This window comes from Modestobacter sp. SSW1-42, from assembly GCF_046635825.1.
Taxonomy (GTDB): domain Bacteria; phylum Actinomycetota; class Actinomycetes; order Mycobacteriales; family Geodermatophilaceae; genus Modestobacter.
This window is the reverse complement of sequence record NZ_JBISCA010000003.1, coordinates 281,675-299,767: the sequence shown is the minus strand read 5'-3', so window position 1 is coordinate 299,767 and position 18,093 is coordinate 281,675. Positions and strand designations below refer to the sequence as shown.

General features: G+C 70.6%; 19 protein-coding genes and 1 pseudogene. 4 read left to right on the top strand and 16 right to left on the bottom strand.

The features are described 5' to 3' along the window. Positions 1–7 precede the first annotated feature (7 nt). Positions 8–520, bottom strand: coding sequence for a GNAT family N-acetyltransferase (locus tag ACGBYP_RS11690; protein WP_411584204.1), 513 nt, complete (start codon positions 518–520; stop codon positions 8–10). A gap of 94 nt (positions 521–614) precedes the next feature. Here ACGBYP_RS11690 and ACGBYP_RS11685 point away from each other — a divergent pair, with 94 nt between their 5' ends. The 4 genes from ACGBYP_RS11685 to ACGBYP_RS11670 all read left to right on the top strand — a co-directional run bounded on the left by ACGBYP_RS11685 (position 615) and on the right by ACGBYP_RS11670 (position 5,459). Beyond that, positions 615–1,634: an L-erythro-3,5-diaminohexanoate dehydrogenase gene (locus ACGBYP_RS11685; RefSeq protein WP_411584202.1), complete on the top strand. Its 1,020-nt coding sequence runs from the start codon at positions 615–617 to the stop codon at positions 1,632–1,634. Further along, complete coding sequence (locus ACGBYP_RS11680; protein WP_411584201.1) at positions 1,631–3,142, top strand: amidohydrolase; 1,512 nt, start codon at positions 1,631–1,633, stop codon at positions 3,140–3,142. The genes ACGBYP_RS11685 and ACGBYP_RS11680 overlap by 4 nt, the downstream gene beginning before the upstream one ends. A gap of 95 nt (positions 3,143–3,237) precedes the next feature. Then, positions 3,238–4,827 (top strand): apolipoprotein N-acyltransferase, encoded by a 1,590-nt coding sequence (gene lnt / locus ACGBYP_RS11675; RefSeq protein WP_411584199.1) that lies wholly within the window; start codon positions 3,238–3,240, stop codon positions 4,825–4,827. Positions 4,828–4,946: 119 nt separating this feature from the next. Beyond that, positions 4,947–5,459 carry an FxsA family protein gene (locus ACGBYP_RS11670; protein ID WP_411584197.1) on the top strand — a complete coding sequence of 171 codons (513 nt, stop codon included), beginning with the start codon at positions 4,947–4,949 and terminating at the stop codon, positions 5,457–5,459. A 66-nt stretch (positions 5,460–5,525) separates the two neighbouring features. Here the strand turns inward: ACGBYP_RS11670 and ACGBYP_RS11665 are convergent, their stop codons facing one another. The 15 genes and pseudogenes from ACGBYP_RS11665 to ACGBYP_RS11595 all read right to left on the bottom strand — a co-directional run bounded on the left by ACGBYP_RS11665 (position 5,526) and on the right by ACGBYP_RS11595 (position 18,058). Beyond that, positions 5,526–5,870: an RNA polymerase-binding protein RbpA gene (locus tag ACGBYP_RS11665; RefSeq protein WP_036332628.1), complete on the bottom strand. Its 345-nt coding sequence runs from the start codon at positions 5,868–5,870 to the stop codon at positions 5,526–5,528. A gap of 184 nt (positions 5,871–6,054) precedes the next feature. Then, complete coding sequence (locus ACGBYP_RS11660; RefSeq protein ID WP_411584195.1) at positions 6,055–6,309, bottom strand: hypothetical protein; 255 nt, start codon at positions 6,307–6,309, stop codon at positions 6,055–6,057. A gap of 70 nt (positions 6,310–6,379) precedes the next feature. Further along, on the bottom strand, positions 6,380–6,766 hold the full coding sequence (locus ACGBYP_RS11655; RefSeq protein ID WP_411584193.1) for a hypothetical protein: 387 nt from the start codon (positions 6,764–6,766) through the stop codon (positions 6,380–6,382). 95 nt (positions 6,767–6,861) lie between these two features. Further along, positions 6,862–7,191, bottom strand: a complete 330-nt coding sequence (locus ACGBYP_RS11650) for a hypothetical protein (protein WP_411584191.1) — start codon at positions 7,189–7,191, stop codon at positions 6,862–6,864. A gap of 112 nt (positions 7,192–7,303) precedes the next feature. Next, entirely contained in the window at positions 7,304–8,128 is an 825-nt protein-coding gene (locus ACGBYP_RS11645) for a phage major capsid protein (protein WP_411584189.1), read from the bottom strand. 353 nt (positions 8,129–8,481) lie between these two features. Further along, positions 8,482–8,865 (bottom strand): hypothetical protein, encoded by a 384-nt coding sequence (locus ACGBYP_RS11640; protein ID WP_411584188.1) that lies wholly within the window; start codon positions 8,863–8,865, stop codon positions 8,482–8,484. 153 nt (positions 8,866–9,018) lie between these two features. Beyond that, complete coding sequence (locus ACGBYP_RS11635) at positions 9,019–9,189, bottom strand: hypothetical protein (RefSeq protein WP_411584186.1); 171 nt, start codon at positions 9,187–9,189, stop codon at positions 9,019–9,021. After that, positions 9,186–9,566 carry a hypothetical protein gene (locus ACGBYP_RS11630; RefSeq protein WP_411584184.1) on the bottom strand — a complete coding sequence of 127 codons (381 nt, stop codon included), beginning with the start codon at positions 9,564–9,566 and terminating at the stop codon, positions 9,186–9,188. The genes ACGBYP_RS11635 and ACGBYP_RS11630 overlap by 4 nt, the downstream gene beginning before the upstream one ends. Before the next feature lie 29 nt (positions 9,567–9,595). Next, positions 9,596–10,282: a hypothetical protein gene (locus ACGBYP_RS11625; RefSeq protein ID WP_411584182.1), complete on the bottom strand. Its 687-nt coding sequence runs from the start codon at positions 10,280–10,282 to the stop codon at positions 9,596–9,598. A 523-nt stretch (positions 10,283–10,805) separates the two neighbouring features. Next, positions 10,806–11,348, bottom strand: coding sequence for a hypothetical protein (locus ACGBYP_RS11620; RefSeq protein ID WP_411584180.1), 543 nt, complete (start codon positions 11,346–11,348; stop codon positions 10,806–10,808). Continuing rightward, complete coding sequence (locus tag ACGBYP_RS11615) at positions 11,345–12,712, bottom strand: phage portal protein (protein ID WP_411584178.1); 1,368 nt, start codon at positions 12,710–12,712, stop codon at positions 11,345–11,347. Before ACGBYP_RS11615 ends, ACGBYP_RS11620 begins: the two co-directional genes overlap by 4 nt. After that, a complete protein-coding gene (locus ACGBYP_RS11610; RefSeq protein ID WP_411584176.1) occupies positions 12,709–14,187 on the bottom strand; it encodes a terminase TerL endonuclease subunit in 1,479 nt (492 codons plus the stop codon). The genes ACGBYP_RS11615 and ACGBYP_RS11610 overlap by 4 nt, the downstream gene beginning before the upstream one ends. 582 nt (positions 14,188–14,769) lie before the next feature. Further along, on the bottom strand, positions 14,770–16,218 hold the full coding sequence (locus ACGBYP_RS11605) for a recombinase family protein (RefSeq protein WP_411584174.1): 1,449 nt from the start codon (positions 16,216–16,218) through the stop codon (positions 14,770–14,772). A gap of 32 nt (positions 16,219–16,250) precedes the next feature. Then, positions 16,251–16,598 (bottom strand): annotated as a pseudogene (locus ACGBYP_RS11600) (AAA family ATPase); the annotation flags it as partial. A gap of 89 nt (positions 16,599–16,687) precedes the next feature. Continuing rightward, positions 16,688–18,058, bottom strand: a complete 1,371-nt coding sequence (locus ACGBYP_RS11595; RefSeq protein ID WP_411584172.1) for an MFS transporter — start codon at positions 18,056–18,058, stop codon at positions 16,688–16,690. Between the last annotated feature and the right edge of the window lie 35 nt (positions 18,059–18,093).

Sequence of the window (18,093 nt, the reverse complement as noted above, 5' to 3'; positions counted from 1 at the left end):
GCCCTCCTCAGACCGCCGGCGCCTCGAGCCGGAAGGACTCGAGCTCGGTGCCGTACCAGTGCGACGTGCGCCCCAGCGGCTGCATCCCCAGCCGCCGGCACACCGCCAGCGAGGGCTCGTTGCCTGGCCGGACGACGGCGTAGACCTCCAGCAGCCCCTCGTCGAAGGCCCGGTCCACGACCGCCCGCGCGGCCTCGGTGGCGTAGCCGTGCCCCCAGCTGTCCGGGTGCAGGTGCCAGCCGACCTCGACCTCCCCGACCCCGTTGGGCAGCGGCTTGAGCAGCACGGTTCCGGCCGGTGGCCCGCCGTCGAGCCGGTCGACCGCCCAGCAGCCGTGCACCGGGTTCAGCTCGTGCACCAGCCGCCAGCGCTCGACCAGCTCGGCGGGCGGCACGGTGGGCGGACCGCCGAGCCAGCGGGTGACCTCGTCGCGGCCGTAGACGTCGGCCAGGCGTGCGAGGTCGGCGGGCGCGGTCGTCCACGCCCGCAGCCGCAGCCGGTCGGTGCACAGCAGCTCCACCCGGGAGAGCTACCGCCGTCCGGCCGCGGGGAAACCCGCGCTCGGGGACGATGGGCACCCCGGGCACCGGCCCGGGACGACGGAGGGACTCCACGTGCTCGACAGCGTGCTGCACCGCAGCCTGGGTGTGCACCGGACGCTCGACCCGGTCGGGGTGCTGCCCGCCGCGGCCCGGCGCCTGGACCCCGATCCCCGGCTGGCCCCGGACGAGGTGCGGGTCGCCGTGCAGGGCATCGTCCTCGACGCCGCGTCCTGGCGGCCGGAGGACCACGGCCGGGACGGCGACGCGGTGCGTGCTGCGGTGCTGGCCGGCATCGAGGCCAGCGGCCGGCTGGACGTGGGTCCCCGCGGGATGCTCGTGGGCGTCGTGGACGAGACGGGCCTGGACTCCCCGCTGGGCCTGGAGGCCGGTCAGCCGGTCGCCACGCTGGTGCCGCTGGCCGGAGTTCCGCTGCGCGTCACCGACGGCCTGGCGTCCTGGGACGGCGCCGGCCGGCACGTCCCCGCCGCCGGGACGGCGGTGCTGTTCGCCCGCTCGATCGCCGCGGTCCTGCCCGAGGACCTGCCCCAGGACGTGGCGCTCACGGTGCTCGAGGTCTGCGGCGCCCCGGCGGCCACCGAGCGGGCCGTGCACCGCTCCGGGCACCGCCCCTCGGTCGCCGTCCTCGGCGCGGCCGGCCGGTCGGGGTGCCTGAGCCTGGCGGCCGCCCGGGACGCGCGCGCCGGCCGGCTGGTGGGCGTCGTGGGCACCGAGGAGCACGCCGCCGAGCTGCGCGCGGCCCGGCTCGCCGACGCCGTGGTGGTGGCCGACACGACCGACCCGCTGGCGGTCGCGGCGGCCGTGGCGGAGCCGGTCGACGTCACCGTGGTCTGCGTCGACGCCCCGGGTGCCGAGCAGGCCGCGGTCCTCGCGACGGCCGACGGGGGCACCGTGGTCTTCTTCTCCCCGGCTCCCGCCAGTCAGGCGGCGGCCGGAGCAGCCGAGGGGATGGCGACGGACGTGACGATGCTGGTGGGCAACGGCTACACGCCGGGGCACGCGGCCCTGGCCCTGGACCTGTACCGGCGGACGCCGGGCGTGCGGGCGATGATCGACGCGCGGGTGGACCGGTGAGCGGACTGCTGGTCACCGACGTCACGGTGGGTGACCGCCCCGGCCGGGCGGCGCTCGTCGAGGCGGGCCGGATCAGCTGGCTGGGTGCGGCGGCCGACGCCCCGCCCGCCGACCGGGTGCTGGACGGCGCCGGCGCGCTGCTCACTCCGGCGTTCGTCGACGCCCACGTGCACGCCACCGCCACCGGCCTGGCGCTCACCGGCCTGGACCTGCACCCCGCGGCGAGCCTGCGCGAGGCGGTGGCCCTGCTGGCCGCCCAGACCGCGGCCGCGCCCACCGGCACCGTGCTGGGCACCGGCTGGGACGAGACCGACTGGCCCGAGGGCCGCGGCCTGACCCGCGCCGACCTCGACGCCGTGGTGGGCGACCGGCCCGCCTACCTGGCCCGGGTCGACGTCCACTCGGCCACCGTCTCCACCGCGCTGCTGGACCGGGTCCCCGGGGTCACCGCGCTGGCCGGCTACAGCCCCGACGGGCGGCTGCGGCTCGACGCCCACTCCGCGGCCCGCAACGCCGCCTACGGCTCGGTGCCGGCCGACCAGCGGCGCACCGCCCAGCGGGCCACCCTGGCCGCCGCCACGGCGCTGGGGATCGGCACCGTGCACGAGATGGCCGGTCCGGAGGTGTCCAGCGCCGTCGACCTCGCCGAGCTGCTGGCGCTCACCTCCGGCGTCCCGGGCCCGCGGGTGGTCGGCTACTGGGGCGAGCTGTCCGAGCGCGGTGGTCTCGACGTCGTCCGTGAGCTCGGGCTGGCCGGCGCCGGCGGTGACCTGTTCTGCGACGGGGCGCTCGGCTCGCACACCGCCGCGCTGTCCCAGCCCTACGCCGACCGGCCGGAGACCTCCGGGTCGCTGCGCTTCGAGCTGGGGTCGCTGGTCGAGCACGTGCGGGCCTGCACCGTGGCCGGGCTGCAGGCCGGTTTCCACTGCATCGGCGACGCCGCCGTCGACCAGGTGCTGGCCGCGGTCGCCACCGTCGCCGAGGAGCTGGGCCGCGACGCCGTCCGGGCCTGCCGGCACCGGCTCGAGCACGTGGAGATGGTCGGCGAGGCCGCCATCGACCGGATGCGCCGGTTCGGGATGGTGGCCAGCGTCCAGCCGGCGTTCGACGCCACCTGGGGCGGGCCGTCCCGGATGTACGCCGAGCGGCTGGGCGCCGAGCGCGCGGCCGGGACCAACCCGCTGGCCGACCTCGTGGACGCCGACGTGGCCGTCGCCCTGGGCAGCGACGCCCCGGTGACCCCGCTGGACCCCTGGGGCGGGGTGCACGCCGCCGTCGACCACACCACGCGCAGCTCGGGCATGCGGCCCTTCGACGCCTTCGACGCCGCCACGCACGGCGGGTGGGTCGCCGCCCGGGCCGCGCACCCCCAGGGCCCGCTCGCCGTCGGCGCCCCGGCGGACCTCGCGCTGTGGGCCACCGCGGCGACGCTGTCCGGCGTCCTGGCCGGACGGGAGCGGCCGGCCTGCCGCCAGCTGCTCGTCGCCGGGGAGCCGCTGCTGCCCTGACACCGTCCCGGGCACGCGGGAGGACCCGGCCGGGAGTGGGATGCTGGACGGCGGCCGGGTCCCAGCAGGGCGGCCCGGGCGAGCAGGAGGTGGGCGTGGCGTCAGCGGTCTCGGCCGGCACGGTCGACGCGGGCACCCCCGCCGTCCCCGAGCAGCGGCGGCGCTCCCGGTGGCCGTGGCGCACCGCCCTGGCCGCAGCCGGTGGCCTGGCGCTCTACCTGGCCTTCCCCGGCCACGACCTGTCGCTGCTGGCCGTGCTCGGCCCGGCGGCGCTGGCCCTGGCGGTGCGCGGGCAGCGGGTGCGCAGCGGCGCCTGGCTGGGCCTGGTGCTCGGCCTGGTGTTCCTGGTGCCGCTGCTGTCCTGGACCGGCATCTTCGTCGGCTCCTTCCCGTGGCTGGCGCTGGCGGTCTTCGAGGCGCTGTACTTCGCCCTCCTCGGCGGCGCCGCGGCCGCGGTGTCCCGGCTGCCGGCCTGGCCGCTGTGGGCCGCCGCGCTGTGGGTGGCCGACGAGGCGCTGCGCGGCCGCGCCCCGTTCGGCGGGTTCCCCTGGGGCCGGCTGGGGTTCAGCCAGGCCGAGGGGCCGTTCACCGCGTTCGCCGCCTACGGCGGCGTCCCGCTGGTCAGCTTCGCGGTCGCCCTCACCGGCACCCTGCTCGCCGCGGCCGTGCCGGCCCTCACCCGGCGGCGCCCGGGACGCCGGACGGCGGTGCTCGCGCTCGTCGGCGTGCTCGCCGTGCCGCTGGTCGGGTGGGCCGCCGCGCTGCCGCTGGCCGGCTCCTCGCTCACCGCGGGCGGGCCGACCCGCACCGTGGCCGTGATCCAGGGCAACGTGCCCCGCATCGGGCTGGACTTCAACGCCCAGCGACGGGCCGTGCTGGACAACCACGCCGGCCAGACCGTGGCGCTGGCCGACGCCGTCGCCCGCGGGGAGGCCGCCCAGCCCGACCTGGTCATCTGGCCGGAGAACAGCTCCGACATCGACCCCTACCGCAACGCCGACGCCGCCGGCGTGATCAGCGGTGCGGCCCGGGCCATCGGGGTGCCGATCCTGGTCGGCGCGGTGGTCGACGGGCCCGGTGAGGAGCTGTCCAACACCGGCATCGTCTGGGACCCGGTCACCGGTCCCGGCGACACCTACGTCAAGCGGCATCCCGTGCCGCTGGCCGAGTACGTGCCCTACCGGTCCTTCTTCCGGTTCTTCAGCGAGAAGGTCGACCTGGTGCGGCGCGACTTCGCCCACGGCACCGGCGTGGGCACGCTGGACGTCGGCGGCGCCCGGGTCGGTGACGTCATCTGCTTCGAGGTCGCCTACGACGGGCTGGTCTCCGACGTCGTGGACGCCGGCGCCGGGATGCTCGTGGTGCAGACCAACAACGCCACCTTCGGGTACACCGACGAGAGCGCCCAGCAGCTGGCGATGAGCCGGCTGCGCGCGGTCGAGTACGGGCGCACCGTGGTCGTGGCCGCCACCAGCGGGATCAGCGCGATCGTGGCGCCCGACGGCACCGTCGTGCACTCCTCGGCGCTGTACACCGCTGACACCTTCGTCGAGCCGATCGCCCAGCGCGACCAGCGCACCGTCTCCGAGCGGCTGGGGGCGACCCCGGAGTGGCTGCTCGTCGCCCTGGGCCTGGGCGCGGGGGCGGCCGCGGTGTTGCGCCGCCGGCGCGCTCCGGCGGCCTGAGCCCGGACACCGCTGCGGCGGACGCCGGGAGCACGAACGCCACCTCGTGCGTTGCACCGGGTGTCGAACCCGGACCTGGAGCAGATCGTCTGCACCCGGCGGGCGGAGGAGGAACACCCATGGCCACCAGCTCCACCACGGTCGGGCGCCGGCCGTCCCGGCTGCGGACGGTGATCGGCCTCGGCGCCCTCGCCGAGCTCGTCGTCTACGTCCTCGTCGCCTCCTGGATCGGGCTGGGCTGGACGCTGCTCGCGACCGTGGCCACCAGCGCCCTGGGCGCCCTGCTGCTGGCCCGGCAGGGCCGAGCGGCGCTGGGGGAGCTGCGGTTGCGCGCCCAGGAGCACCGGGCACCTGGCCGGGCGCTCGGCGATGCCGGGCTCGTCGCGGCCGGCGGGCTGCTGATGGTGCTGCCCGGCTTCGTCGGCGACCTGCTCGGGCTGCTGTGCCTGCTGCCGTTCACCCGGGCCCTGCCGCGGGCGCTCGCCGCCCGGCTGCTGCTGCGCAACCTGCCCGACCGGCTGCGCGGCCCGGTGCACGTGCGCTCGGTGCGCACCGAGACCGTCGCCGGCCCGGCCGAGCCCTTCCGTGCCGGCCCGGCCACCCGGGTCATCGAGGGCGAGGTCGCTCCCTGAGGAAGGACCCCGCGACGCAGAACGGCCCCGGTGGGAGATCCCACCGGGGCCGTTCCGTCGGAGCTGTCAGCTGGCGCGGGTGCGGCGCCCGCGGAGCACTTCGAGGCGCTCGGCCAGGACCTCCTCGAGGTCGTCCACCGAACGACGCTCCAGGAGCATGTCCCAGTGCGTGCGCGGGGGCTTGACCTTCTTGGGGGCCGGCTCGGCGCCACCGACGAGCTTGGCGGCCGATCCGTCGTACTTGCACTCCCAGGTGTCGGGGAGCTCGGCGTCATCGGCGAAGGGCACCGTGACGAGGTGCCCCTGAGCGCACCGGTACTCGGCGTACTGCCGCTCGATGGGCGCGGTGTTGCGCTCGGTCTCGTAGCTCACGCTGCCCAGTCGGCTCCCGCGCAGGGATCGCTCGCCCATGGCACACCGTCCTCTCGTGCTGAAGTGGGTCGGTCTAGGACTGCCCGGGCCACCGCATGCTCACGCGTGCGGTGCGGGTGTCGCAGGGATCAACGACAGATGACGGAATTGGATTCCGTGTCGTCAGCGGTCAATCATCGCATGGAGTGGTGTTCCAGCGCTCAACCACCCCTCGGAGGGAGGCTCAGCGCAGCGACAGCTGCCCGGGACCGGTCGGCGTGGGCGCCAGCTGGCCGCGGACGTAGTGGCCTCGGCACAGCACCTGGTACCGGACGGCGGACTCCGCGACCGCGGCGTCCGCACCGGTCAGCGGCGCCGGGGCGGTGTCGGCGACGACCACGGTGGCGCCCTCGCGGACCATCGCGCCGTCGACGACCCGGGCGTTGAGCAGCCCGGGCAGCCCGCACCAGCACAACACCTCGACCTGCACCCGCTGCACGTCGTCGGCCAGCTCGAACAGCCGCTGGGTGCCGGGGAACAGCCGGGTGCAACTGTTCCCGCGTTGTACGTCAGACGGGGTCGGGCGGGAAGTCCGTCGGCACCGTGCTGGTCGCGCTCTTGGCGAAGAACCGGGAGTGATGCCGGTTAGGGCGAGACGCCGAGGGAGCCGTGTAGATCCCTCGACCCTCGACGCCGCTGCCGCCGATCGTCTTCGGCGTGGTCACCTGCACCCACACGGTAGAGATCGTGTTGTACCGGGTCAGCGCCGTCGTGGCGGTCTGCCCGGGCGGGTAGGTGTAGGTGGTCGTGCTCGTCTGCGTCTTCGGCTCGATGCCGGGGAACGGCCAGCGAACAGAGATCGTCTGGAGATCGACGGCGCTGCCGTAGTCGGGCAGTGCCCTGGAGTCGATCAGGTTGATCAGGGCCGGGGAGTCGACGGTCCGCCAGGTCGTCACTGCGGGCTGAGCCGTCCAGGTCGTCACCGTCGTAGACGTGCGGGTCGATGTCGTGACGACCTCACGGACTACGAAGCGGAAGCGGTCGGGGAAGTTCACGCCGCACGTCGCCGGTAGCGGTGAAGGATCGCCTGCTCAGCGAGAGAGAAGCTAGTGAAGCGACCTCGGGCGGCGTAGCCGTCAGCGGCCTCGCTCTCAAGCTGCGCGGGGTTGTTCAGCAGGCGCGCGGTAGCCGTGATGACCACGGCCCGAAGGTCTGCGGGAAACACCAGCTCACCGAGGCCGACGCCGACACGCGTCGGGCCGTGCCCGCGAACGTAAGCGTTGACCGTCTCGGCAATGACGACAACGTGCTCCCCGGCAAGCTGCACTAGGGCCAGGTCGGTAGATCGGCCCATGAACGCAGCGATAGTGCCGCCGGTCACGGGGAATGGTGTAGTAACAGGTGAAGTCATGAATGCCTCTAAGGGTCGTGTAAACGGACGCAAGGCCCTAGCCCTACTCCGGTGAGAGCAGGGCTAGGGCGTTGACGGAGGATCAGACGGCGACGGTGATCTTCGTGACCGCCTTGACGGCGGGGAAAGCGAAATCAAGTCGCATTGTGACCCTGACTGCGATCTCGTCGGTCGAGAAGTAGGCGTCGTTGGACACCTCCACCTTGGCGCGATCCCGGACAACGAGGAGCGCCTGCGCGGTGTCGAGGCCGTAAACAACGTTGTTCGCCAGCAGCTCGGTGATGTAGACCGGCACGCCGTTGATGTTGAAGCCGGTCTCCAGCAGCGCAGCATTCGAGCCGGTGCCCTGCTTGATCCCAGCGAAGCGCAAATAGGTCGAGGCATTCATGTACCAGGCGCGGACCTGAGTGCGGTTGCCGAGCGCCTTGACCTGCGCCTCAACGAAAGCGTCGAAGTTGGTAGCCGAGCCAGAAACCGGCGTGAAGCCGGTAACGCCGGGCAGGCCGACCGGGGCCTTGGCGATCTGAGTACCGGCGTTCGTGAAGAATGCCTGATCCAGAGCGACGGCAATCGCGCGGGTCAGCGAGTCGCCGACGATCTTCGTCGCAGCGGGCGAGGAGTCCTGCGCCAGCTCGCGCGAAACCTTCAGGACCCCGCCCACCTTGCGCGGGGTGCTGGTGATCTCATCGAGCACCGGGTTCACGGTGAGCAGGTCGTCGCCCTCAAGCGCCCAACGCGCCGTGGTGTCGGCGGTGATGCGCGGGATATGCAGAGAGGCGTTAGAAGTGTTCGCCACGGCGACGCCGGAGGCGGCAGCGACGGACTCGGTCTGGAGACCGAGCAGGATTAGATCGTGGTAGTCGGTGGGCAGAACACCGGCGGGGACGTTGGCCTCGTAGAGAGCCATTATGGGTTGCTCCTTTGTGAGCATTGAGGGGAGGGGGATAGTGCGTGCCCTCAGCTCGTCACCAGGACGACCGGGCGATCTGTAAGCGGCGGCCAGCGCACGCAGACAGGAGGTAGTCCCGCCGAAGGAGACGCCGGGAACGGGCGGCGTCTCAACTTCGGCGGGTGCCGCTCAACCGGCGCGCGTAGCTGCGCGGCCGAGAGCGGCGGATTGGGGGGAAAGGCCGAGAGCGAGCGGCAGGTGTCTTCGATTCACCTGCCGCCGCTCATCGGGTCGTGCGACCTCTCATGACGAAGAGGATTAAGGCCCGTCGCAGCGCCCCCAAGCTGACTGCGACGGGCGGTCTTAGGGGGTCACCCGAACAGGGAACCCCAACCGGCGGTGGTCGCCGGGGTCTCACGCACGCCCTGATCGACATCGCCACGAGGAATGCGCGATGCGAGGTGAGGCTTAGCGGCGACAAGCGCGTCAATGGCGGCGGCGAGTGCAGCCGGGTCATCGACCAGCGCGGCGTCGAAAGGAAGATCGGCGGGGTCCGCCAGCTTCCCGGTAGCGGCGACCTCAAGGCGCAGAACGCGCTCGCTCAGGTCGTCGGCGCGCTTAGCGCGGGTCCGGTAGTCGGCGTTCTCCCGGCGCAGCGTCTCAACGTAAGCGCGCGGGAAGGTGTCGCCCTCGGGCGGCGTCTCCGGCGTTACAGGCGGCGTCTCGGGGGTCACGGGAACAATCTCGTCAGGCATGTCAGTATCCGTTTCGGAAAACGCGCATCGGGCGCGTGCCGGGAACAAAGGGAGCAGGGTTCGGGTCGATGCCGTTAGCCGTGAGCAGGTCACGCAGTCGGCGGTTCTCGCGCTCTAGTTCATCGAGGCGACGGGGGTCAGCACCGGGAGACTTCATGCGTCGGCGTCCCAGCGGGCACGCAGCGCGACAATCTCAGCGAGGATCGACTCAATGCCCTTGACGATCACGGCAACGTCGGACTCGATAGCGTCGAGACGCTCGTCAACGGTGCGGCGCGGAACGGGCAGGGTCGGCAGGCCGTAGGGAATGCGTGCGGCGCTCATGCGGACACGTACATACGCGACGGGAGGGCCTTAGCCATCGTGGCGGGCAGAGCGGAAACGATCTCGTATCCGGCGTCGTCAACGGCGTCGTACACGTCGTCTTCGGTGGAGTCCGGGAACACGTCGCGGAGCCAAACGGCGGCGTCGGCGGTGAGGTAGTAGGAGAGGTTAGCGCCGATGCGGCCGGGGTCGACGGAGACGGCGGTCGGGAACTCGGCGGCGAACTCACGGAGAGCGGCGTAGAACGCGCTCGGCGTGCCGAACTCCATTCCGGCGAGCTGATGAAGGTCACGCTGCCAGATGCGCGTGAGGAAGTCGCCGCGCTCGTTGGGGCGCTGAGAGACGGCGAACAGGAAGAGGGCGAGGGAACCGTTCATGGGGGCGTTCATCCTTTGGGGAGGAGGGTTCAGCGGGGGTTGGTGTAGTAGCCAAGAGCGACGGAGTTCTCATGCCGTCCGCCCGGTCGGCTACGTCGTGCGTCCTCAGTCCAGCGCTCGCGTCGCTGCTTGCGATCGTCGCCGTATCCCGCGTCGCGGTGTCGGGCGGTCGAGCAGGCGCGGCAGTAGCTCTGGAACTGCGAGTAGCCGGGAAGGTCAGGATCGGCGGAGCGCCGTCCGAACTCCTTAGGCTCTTTCACTTCGCCGCACTTAGCGCACTTGCGCGGTGCGACGGGATCATGGGCAAGCGGCGTGCGCGGCTTGCGGCGAATCAGGACATCGGTCGGGATCGGCTCGGAGACATCGACGCCGAGAAGGGCGGTCACGTCCTCCGGCTCAGGCTCGCTGTCCGGGAAGTCGTCGATAAGTACGTCTTCCCAAGCGCCGACCTCATCGACAATCTTGTCGAGGATCACGTCGGCGCGGCGGCCGGTGCCGGTCGCCTCTCGCACGGCGTCGGTCTCTTCGGTCAGACGGCGGATGGACTCGTTCCAGTCCTCACGCCGGACCGTGCTGCCGGTCATCGTGTAGAGCGTCGAGCGAGGCACGCGGATAAAGGCGTCGTCGCCGGTGTCACTGTGTCGGAGGGCGATAGTCAGGAGGTCGTTGCGGACCTGCCGGATCGTGTCCTCGTCGGGGTCGGAGATGTAAGGCACCGTCAGGGTTGCCTTTCTGGTTGGGGGCTAGAAGTGTGTGCGGAGGCGTGTGCGCCCCCTACAGTTGAAGTCTTCGGGGGTCACTTACAACGGGGCAACGTTGGCAAGGTGCCTCTACAGATGAAGTCGTCGGGGAGTGGGGCCTTGGAGCCGTTGCGCCCCTACAAGTAAAGACTGTGACCGTCTGACTCATGGGCACAACGTTCGCAAGGTGTCCCTACAAGGTAAGTCGACGGGGAGTAGTGACACCAGGCCCTTTTTGGGCCTTTGCGGACTAACTAGTTTTGTGATCCGCATCACAGAGCTAGAAAGGGTCGCGGAAGGGCCGTGCGGAGGGGTCGCAGGGAGACCTCTCTAGGACGACGTTGTACGGGTCTTACTGTCAGACGCTTTATAGAGCTAAGCGCTATAGAAGGTCTGACAGTGAGACCCGTACAACTCCGTTCTAGAGAGGTCTAAAAGGCCACGCACCGCGCCCCTGCGCCGTCTTAGCTACAGCGCGTCGCCGCACCGCTACGCCGCGTCACCGGAGCACCGGCTCCGGGTGACAGCCACACCCGGTATGGCGGTGAAAGCTCTTGCCGGACGGGTACACGTAGCCGCCGCGCCAGAGCCACACGCACAGCTCGCAGGCGCTCGTGTTGAGAACGCGCCGGTAGCCGCCGACCTCGGGCCGCTCCCGCATCGCCGTCGAGTAGCCGTCCTGGAACGCACCAGCCGCCTCAGAGCGCCCGTAGCGAGCTACGCGGAGGGCGGGGGCCTCCGGGTCCACGACGGCGAGCAGCGTCCGCAGGCCGTCCCTGAGCCGCCCAGACTCGTCCGGCGCGACGATGCCGAGCGTCGGCACGGCGGTGGCGGTCTCCACGGTGATGAACGCCGAGAGGGAAGCGTCGGCAAGGGCGTACATGCGTGCCTGCGCCTGCCCGACTAGCAGGCTCGCGCGGTCGATGAAGTCGTCCACGTCGAGCCTGCCGTCGAGAAAGGCGGCGTGCAGTTGCACCAGCCGCTCACCGACGCTCTCTGAGTAGCCCATGAAGGCGTCGTAGAGCGCGGTCTCTTGGCTCATGCGGTCACGCCCTCCGGCGTCTCAGCGGGCTGACGGGGCGTCGGGAGAATGGCGGTCAGCTCCGTCATCGAGGAGTCGAGCGCCTCAGCCCGGCGTGCAATCCGATCAGCGGCGATCTGCTCCGGCGTCCAGCCCAGCGTGAGGCCCTGCACCGTGGAGAGAGCGACGCCGATGCCGCGCAGCTTCGCGGCGGCGTCGGCGGCCTGAGCGGGCGTTCGCGTCTCCGGGTCCCCCCAGATAGCTTCGACCTCAAAGGTCGCCGGGTCCGCGCCGGTGAGAACGGCGAGAATGAGCTGAGCGACCTCGGCCCACGCATCCCCGAACGTCCGCATACGGGCGCGGGCAGTGCTCACTAGCGACGCTTCCGCTGAACGGATCGCGTCGGCGCTAGCGGGCTGATCACCGTGGAGACCCAGGTAATGCGGAGGCAATCCGGAAAGCGCACCGATCGACTGCGTGAGGGTGGCGAGAGCGTCGGCGTATCCGTCGAGCTTTGCCTGGTCGAACTGACCAAACTTCGTCTCGGGATCTTCACTCTGCCAGACCCGCGCAGGGCCCTCCTCAAAGGGGTTGATCGCCTCGCCGTCCTCGTCCTCCTGCACCTCAAGGCCGGTCGCCCAGCGGCGCGGACGGGCGTAATACTCGGAGGTCACGAGCATGTCGCTCACAAGCTTGTTCACGGCGTCAGTCAGGCCGAGAATGTCGGTCGCCTCAGAGCGGCCCAGCACGTCACCGAGACGGCCAGCGTTCGTGAAACGGACAATGGGGACGACGCCGAGCGGGTTCTTGAGCGTCTCGCGCACAACCCACTCAGTAGGCATCGGCTGCCCCGCGCTGATCGTGTCCTTGGAGACAAGGCGCGTGATCCGCGACGGCTCAAAGATCGTCATGTAAGCGCGGTCACCGAGCACCCACCGCTTCGCGCCGGACATGACCTCGCCGGTCGCGGGGTTTACACGCACCGTGACCTGACGGGCAGACTCGACGGTGACAAGCGGAGTGTCGGCGGTGCGCCCGGCCCACACGATGACGAAAGCGCGGCCGAGCGCCAGCGCCTCAAAGTGCGCCGCGCTTGCGCCGTCAACCATCTTGTTGCGCTTCATGATGCGAAACAGGTTCTCGCCGACGGCGGGGTCGGCGGTGCGGAAACCCTCCAGCCGCATGCGCTCGCTGATCGAGCTGCAAGCGAGACGCGGGAAGTTGACGGAGAGCGCGCGGAAACGGTCGCCCAGAGCCTTACGGCTCTCCGCCGAGAGGAATGCGGCGGGCTGATTACCGGCGAGGTAGCTGTCGAGGATGTCGAGGTCCGACGCCTCGGCGTCAATAGCGCGGGAGAACTCAAGTGCAAGGTCGGTGATGCTCACCAGGAACGTGCCTTCTTTCGGGGACGAGAACGGAAGTGATGCGCCGCCCGGTCGTGTGCGACGACGGCTGCGATCACTGAGTCGATGCGGCGCTTCCGCTTGCGCTCGTCCTTCACGAGGACGTCGCCCTGCGGAGTTGTCTGCGCCTGCGCGTTATTCGCATGAGCGGACAGAACGCGGTCGCCGTCATGGCTCACCCGCTCGTCGGCAATCGCCTGGAATAGCAGGTCCGTTGCCGGGGCCATTCGCTTGCGGTAGCCGGTATTGAACTCGATGACGCGCTTCTCGCCGTAGAGCTTTGCCCAGCTCTGCAACTCGCTCTGCCAGCCCCACGGATCGGCGGCTAGCTCTACAACGTCGTAATCGCGGAATGCGCGGGCTACGGCGGCGGCGACCTCGTCACGAGGCACCTTCCAGTCGGCGGCCTGCCCGGCACTGTTCCATGTGCCGATGACGAACAGGTGAGGATTGGTCTCCACCGTGGCGGCGACTAGCGCCGTCGAGTCGCCGGAAACGGAGCCGTCGAAACCGAGCGTGATCTTCGTTCCGTGCGGCACTTCGCGGTCGGGGTCTGCGAGAGCGTCCCACACGCCGAACTTGAGCCAGGTGTCTTCGCTGCCTACCCACTGACCGAGCTTGTATCGGCGGAAAGCGGGCTCGCGCATTGTGTGGCGCTGAGCGCGCATCGCGTCGATGAAGAGGAAGTCACCGAGCGCGGGGTTAGCGATCTTCCACGCCGCTTCGTCGTCCAGGTCGCAGCCCTCGGGGGCTGCGTATTCCTTAAAGTAAAAGCCGGGGTCGGTGCCCTTGCGGCCATACTCGACCAGCTTCCACATGATCGACTCGACGGAGTCAGACGGCGTGGAGATTGCGAGGGTGAGCGAGGTCTCGCGCTTACCGGTCGCGGAGGACACTGCCTCCCATACATCTTCGGTGACGACGTGCAACTCATCGACCAGCATCAGAGTGGGGTCCCAACCCTGTAGCGCGCCGACATCGGCGGGCAGGGTGCGGAGTTCCGCGCCGGTGTTCGGGACGACGATGCGGTCGCCGTAGACGTGGACCTGCTCGTCAAGTCGGGGGTCGAGTTCGATCATCTGTAGAACGGCGCGCATGACGTGCCCGGCCTGTCGCTCATCGCTAGCCACGACGAGGATCTGCGCCGACGCAACATCGTCCGCGAACATCGCGTACAGAGCGAGGACGGCGGCGAGAGCGGTCTTACCGTTGCCTCGGGGAAGCGAGAGCAACCCTTGACGGGGCCGCTTAGCGACGGCCTGCGGGTAGAGGCCCTTGACGATGTCGAGCTGCCACTTGCGGAAGCGGAACGCCTCACCGGCACCGGCGCCCTTAGGGACCTTGACGTATTCGCGTGTAAACGCCTCGATGCGCTTCCATCCTCGCGGCGGAAGCTTGCTCAGATCGAGTGGCGGGGCGGTGATCGGGGCCTTAGGCCCCGGCTTGTATGCGGGCATTTTAGGTACTCCAGGGGGCGTCTAGGACAGCGTGGAATGGCGGGGGGTGTACGGGTACCGGAGAGGGGGTCCCAGGCCCGTAGAGACGCCATGTCGCGGGTCCGTGGGCCTATGCGCCTCAGGAGAGTGGAGGATTGGTCCTCCCTCCCCCGGTCCCTAGGGCGTCGCGGAGGGCTGCACCGCCTGGTCGCTCGCGCGAGCCGACGCCATTCTTTCCGCGAATCGGCGCGCGTTTCGAATTACAACTGCGACAGCAAACGTCAACGTCATCGAGAGTGCGCGCGGGAAAGGTGAGGTGATCGCCGGTCAAGTCTTCCGACGTTCCGCAGTCAGAGCACCACGGTTGTAAGCGGATTGCTCTCGCTCGCAGTCGACGCCAATGGACGTCGTAGCCACGACGTGAGGCAGAGAGCGCGTGACCGTCGTTAGTGCGGTCGCGCTTGCGGTGGTCCTCACAGCGGCTCTCGTCGCTCAGCTCACCGCACTCGACGCATGGCTTGAGCACGGCGCTCCTAAGTCTTTGAACATGACGAAGCCCCGATGACCTAGTAGGTCGTCGGGGCTTCGTAGGTGAAGGGGTGGTCAGTCGAGCCAGCGCACCTCGACGCGCTCAGAGATCGGGCGACCGCCGCCGCCGCGTGTACTCGGGTGCACGACGACAGCGTCGATCCTGCGGGCGAGGATCTCGGCGCGGTCGGCGTCGGTGACAGCGGCGCGGTAGGCGTCGCCTAGCGTGCGTCCAGTAGCGACGAAGCCGTACACGTCACCGTGTGCGGCCCCGGCCTCTAGTTCTGCCTCGGCGGCACGCTGGGCGGTCAGGCGGACGGCAAGGCGGGCTATCTCCTCGCCGTCGAGAGCACTACCCAGGGCTGCCGTTGTCCGGTGGATCTCTGCCCGTACCGCCTTGAGGCGGGGGACGTCGCGCCCGGGGATCACTACCTCGGCGATGCTCTCACCCTCATCGCCGACGGTGCTGAGGAAGACGTCGGCAACGTGCGCGTCGAGAGCACCCAGAGTGATCGAGGTCTTCGTCGGGCAGCCGGTCTGTCGGCAGTTGTACCGGGCGACGCGGCCCGTTGGGTTGTGCCGGTACAGCGGGTGCCCGGCGTCGTCAACGACGAGGCCGTGCAGCAGCGGGCGAGGCTGCTTCGGCTTGAGCGGCGCACGTGACACCGAGCGCGCCGCCAACGCCGCCTGGAGCGCCTCCCAGCGTCCGACGGTCAGCAGGTGCTCACCGGGGCTGACGACGGGCAGGCCGTCGAAGCTGCGCATGACGTCAGGTACGCGTCGCCCAGTGAGCTTGCCCTGATCATCTTTCTCGGGAGTGCTGACCGGCGTCATCCCGGCGAGGGCGGGGGAGCGGAGGATCTTCGACACCGCACGGTGCGACCACGTCTCCCCGCCGCGTGCGGTCGGGATGCCGCGCGTCGTGAACTCTTCCGCCATGCCCCGGATCGACAGCTCTCCGGTGATGACGCGGTCGATCGCGTCGAGCAGGATCGGCGCGCGCTCAGGGTCGGGCACGAAGCCGTCGCCGTCGCGCTTGAGGCCGAACACCGGAGGGCCGCCGAGGGCGCGGAGACCCTGTTCTTTGCGGTAGGCGTTCGTCGCCTTGACCCGCGCGCCAGTACGCCGCGCCTCGTGCTGCGCGATGGTCAGCCGGATGCCTGCCGTCAGCTCTCCCTCGGCGGTCGAGAGGTCGAGGTCTTCGGAGGCACCGACGATCAGGGTTCCGGCGCTCTCAGCAGCAGCGGCGAAGGTCCAGAAGTCGAGCGGCTTGCGCGCTACCCGGTCCTGCGTGTCGAAGACGACGACGTCGTACTTAGCAAGCTGACCGGAGAGCGCCGCGAACTGCGGACGGATCTTCGTCTTCGACGCTGACACTCCCCGGTCAACGAACTCAACGACGGTCGCGCCGGGATAGCGCGTCGTGACCAACCTGTTGATGTTGGCGCGTTGCTTCTCGATCGACCGCGATGCGGGGTCGTTCTTCGAGATGCGCAGGTAGGCGGCGACACGGCGGGGAGGCATACCGGCAACGTACAACGGGGATACTTCCGCGTGCGGAAGTCCGTGGTCAGCCCGAAGGCGTACACGTCGACGTGCGAGGTGTCCACGAGCTCGGCGAGCTGCTCGACCTGGGCGCCGGTGAGGAACTGCGCCTCGTCGACGATCAGGTAGTCGACCCGGTGCCCGGCCGCCCACCGGTCGCGCACCAGCAGCCGCAGGTCGGTGTCGCCGTCGAGCTCCACCGCGTCCCGCCGCAGCCCCACCCGGGAGCTGATCTGCGGGCTGCCGGAGCGGTCGCCCTGGGTCAGCAGCAGCCCGTGCCGGCCCTGACGGGTGTGGTTGTGGTCGACCTGCAGGGCCAGCGTGGACTTCCCGCAGTCCATCGGCCCGTGGAAGAACACCAGGTGGGCCGGCGCCGGGTGCCGCCGGCGGTCCCCGGAGGCCGGGACGACGGAGGGCCCGGCGGGCGGGGAGTCGGGGAGTACGGGTGTCACAGACGCTCCGGGGGTGTGTTGCCGGCCTCGACGATGGCCCGGCGCATGTCCAGCCGGGCGAGCAGGACCCCACCCACGACGAAGAACACGACGAGACTGATGATCGCGTACCGGTAGGAGTCGGTCAGCTGGTAGGTCAGGGCGAACAGGAAGGTGCCCAGCCAGCTCGTCCCACGGTCGGAGATCGTGTAGAAGCCGAAGTACTCCGCCTCCTTGCCCGGCGGGATCAGCTGGCTGAACAGCGAGCGCGACAGCGCCTGCGTGCCGCCCAGCACGAACCCGATCACCACGGCCAGCAGGTAGAACTGCAGCGCGGCGCCGGGGGTCAGGAAGCAGGCCGCGACCAGCACCCCGACCCACACCAGCAGCGACCACAGCACGGTGCGCTTGGCGCCGGCGGACTCGGCGATCCGGCCCATGCCGCGCGCCCCGACGAAGGCCACCACCTGCACCAGCAGGATCGCCGACACCAGCGTCGTCTGGGACAGCTCGAGCTGCTCGGAGCCGAACTGCGCCGAGACGGTGATGACGGTCTGGACGCCGTCGTTGAACAGCAGGTACGCGCCCAGGAACCACAGCGTGAGCCGGTACCGGCGCATGTCGCGCAGGGTGGCGCGCAGCTGCCCGATGCTGGCCCGGAACGCCCGCCCGGTGGACGGCGCCGCGGCGGAGGCGCCGACCGGCCGCCGGTTGCGCAGCAGCGCGATGCTGACCACGGCGAACCCGGCCCACCACACGCCCGCCGAGGCCAGGCAGATGCGCACCGACTCGGCCTCGGTGAGCCCGAGCGCGTCGTGCTGGGTGAACAGGGCCAGGTTGGCGGCCAGCAGCAGCGCACCGCCCAGGTAGCCCAGCGCCCAGCCCCGGCTGGACACGGCGTCCCGCTCGTCGGGGCCGGCGAGGTCGGGCAACCAGGAGTAGTAGACGACCGTGGCGGCGCCGAAGGCGATGTTGGCCACGATGAACAGCGCCGACCCCAGCAGGTAGCCGCTGCCGGAGACGAAGAACAGCGCCATCGTGCACAGCGACCCGGCGAGGGTGGCGGCGGCCAGCAGCTGGCGCTTGTTGCCCGACCGGTCGGCCACGGCGCCGGTCAGCGGCAGGACGACCACCTGCAGCACCACCGACAGCGACACCACGTACCCGAACAGGCTGCCCGGCGGCATGCCGATGCCCAGCGGGTGGATCCGGCCCTGCTCGTCGGCGGCCGCCTCGGCCACCGAGGTGAGGTAGGGGGCCAGGAAGACGCTGATGACCGTGGTGTTGAAGGCCGACATGGCCCAGTCGTAGGAGTACCAGCCGGCCCGTTCCCGGCGCAGTGCGCGGTCGGGCTGGGGGACGGACTCGACCTGAGGGACGGCGCTCACCGGCGCAGCGTCTCAGTCGTCGGCACCCCGGTCCA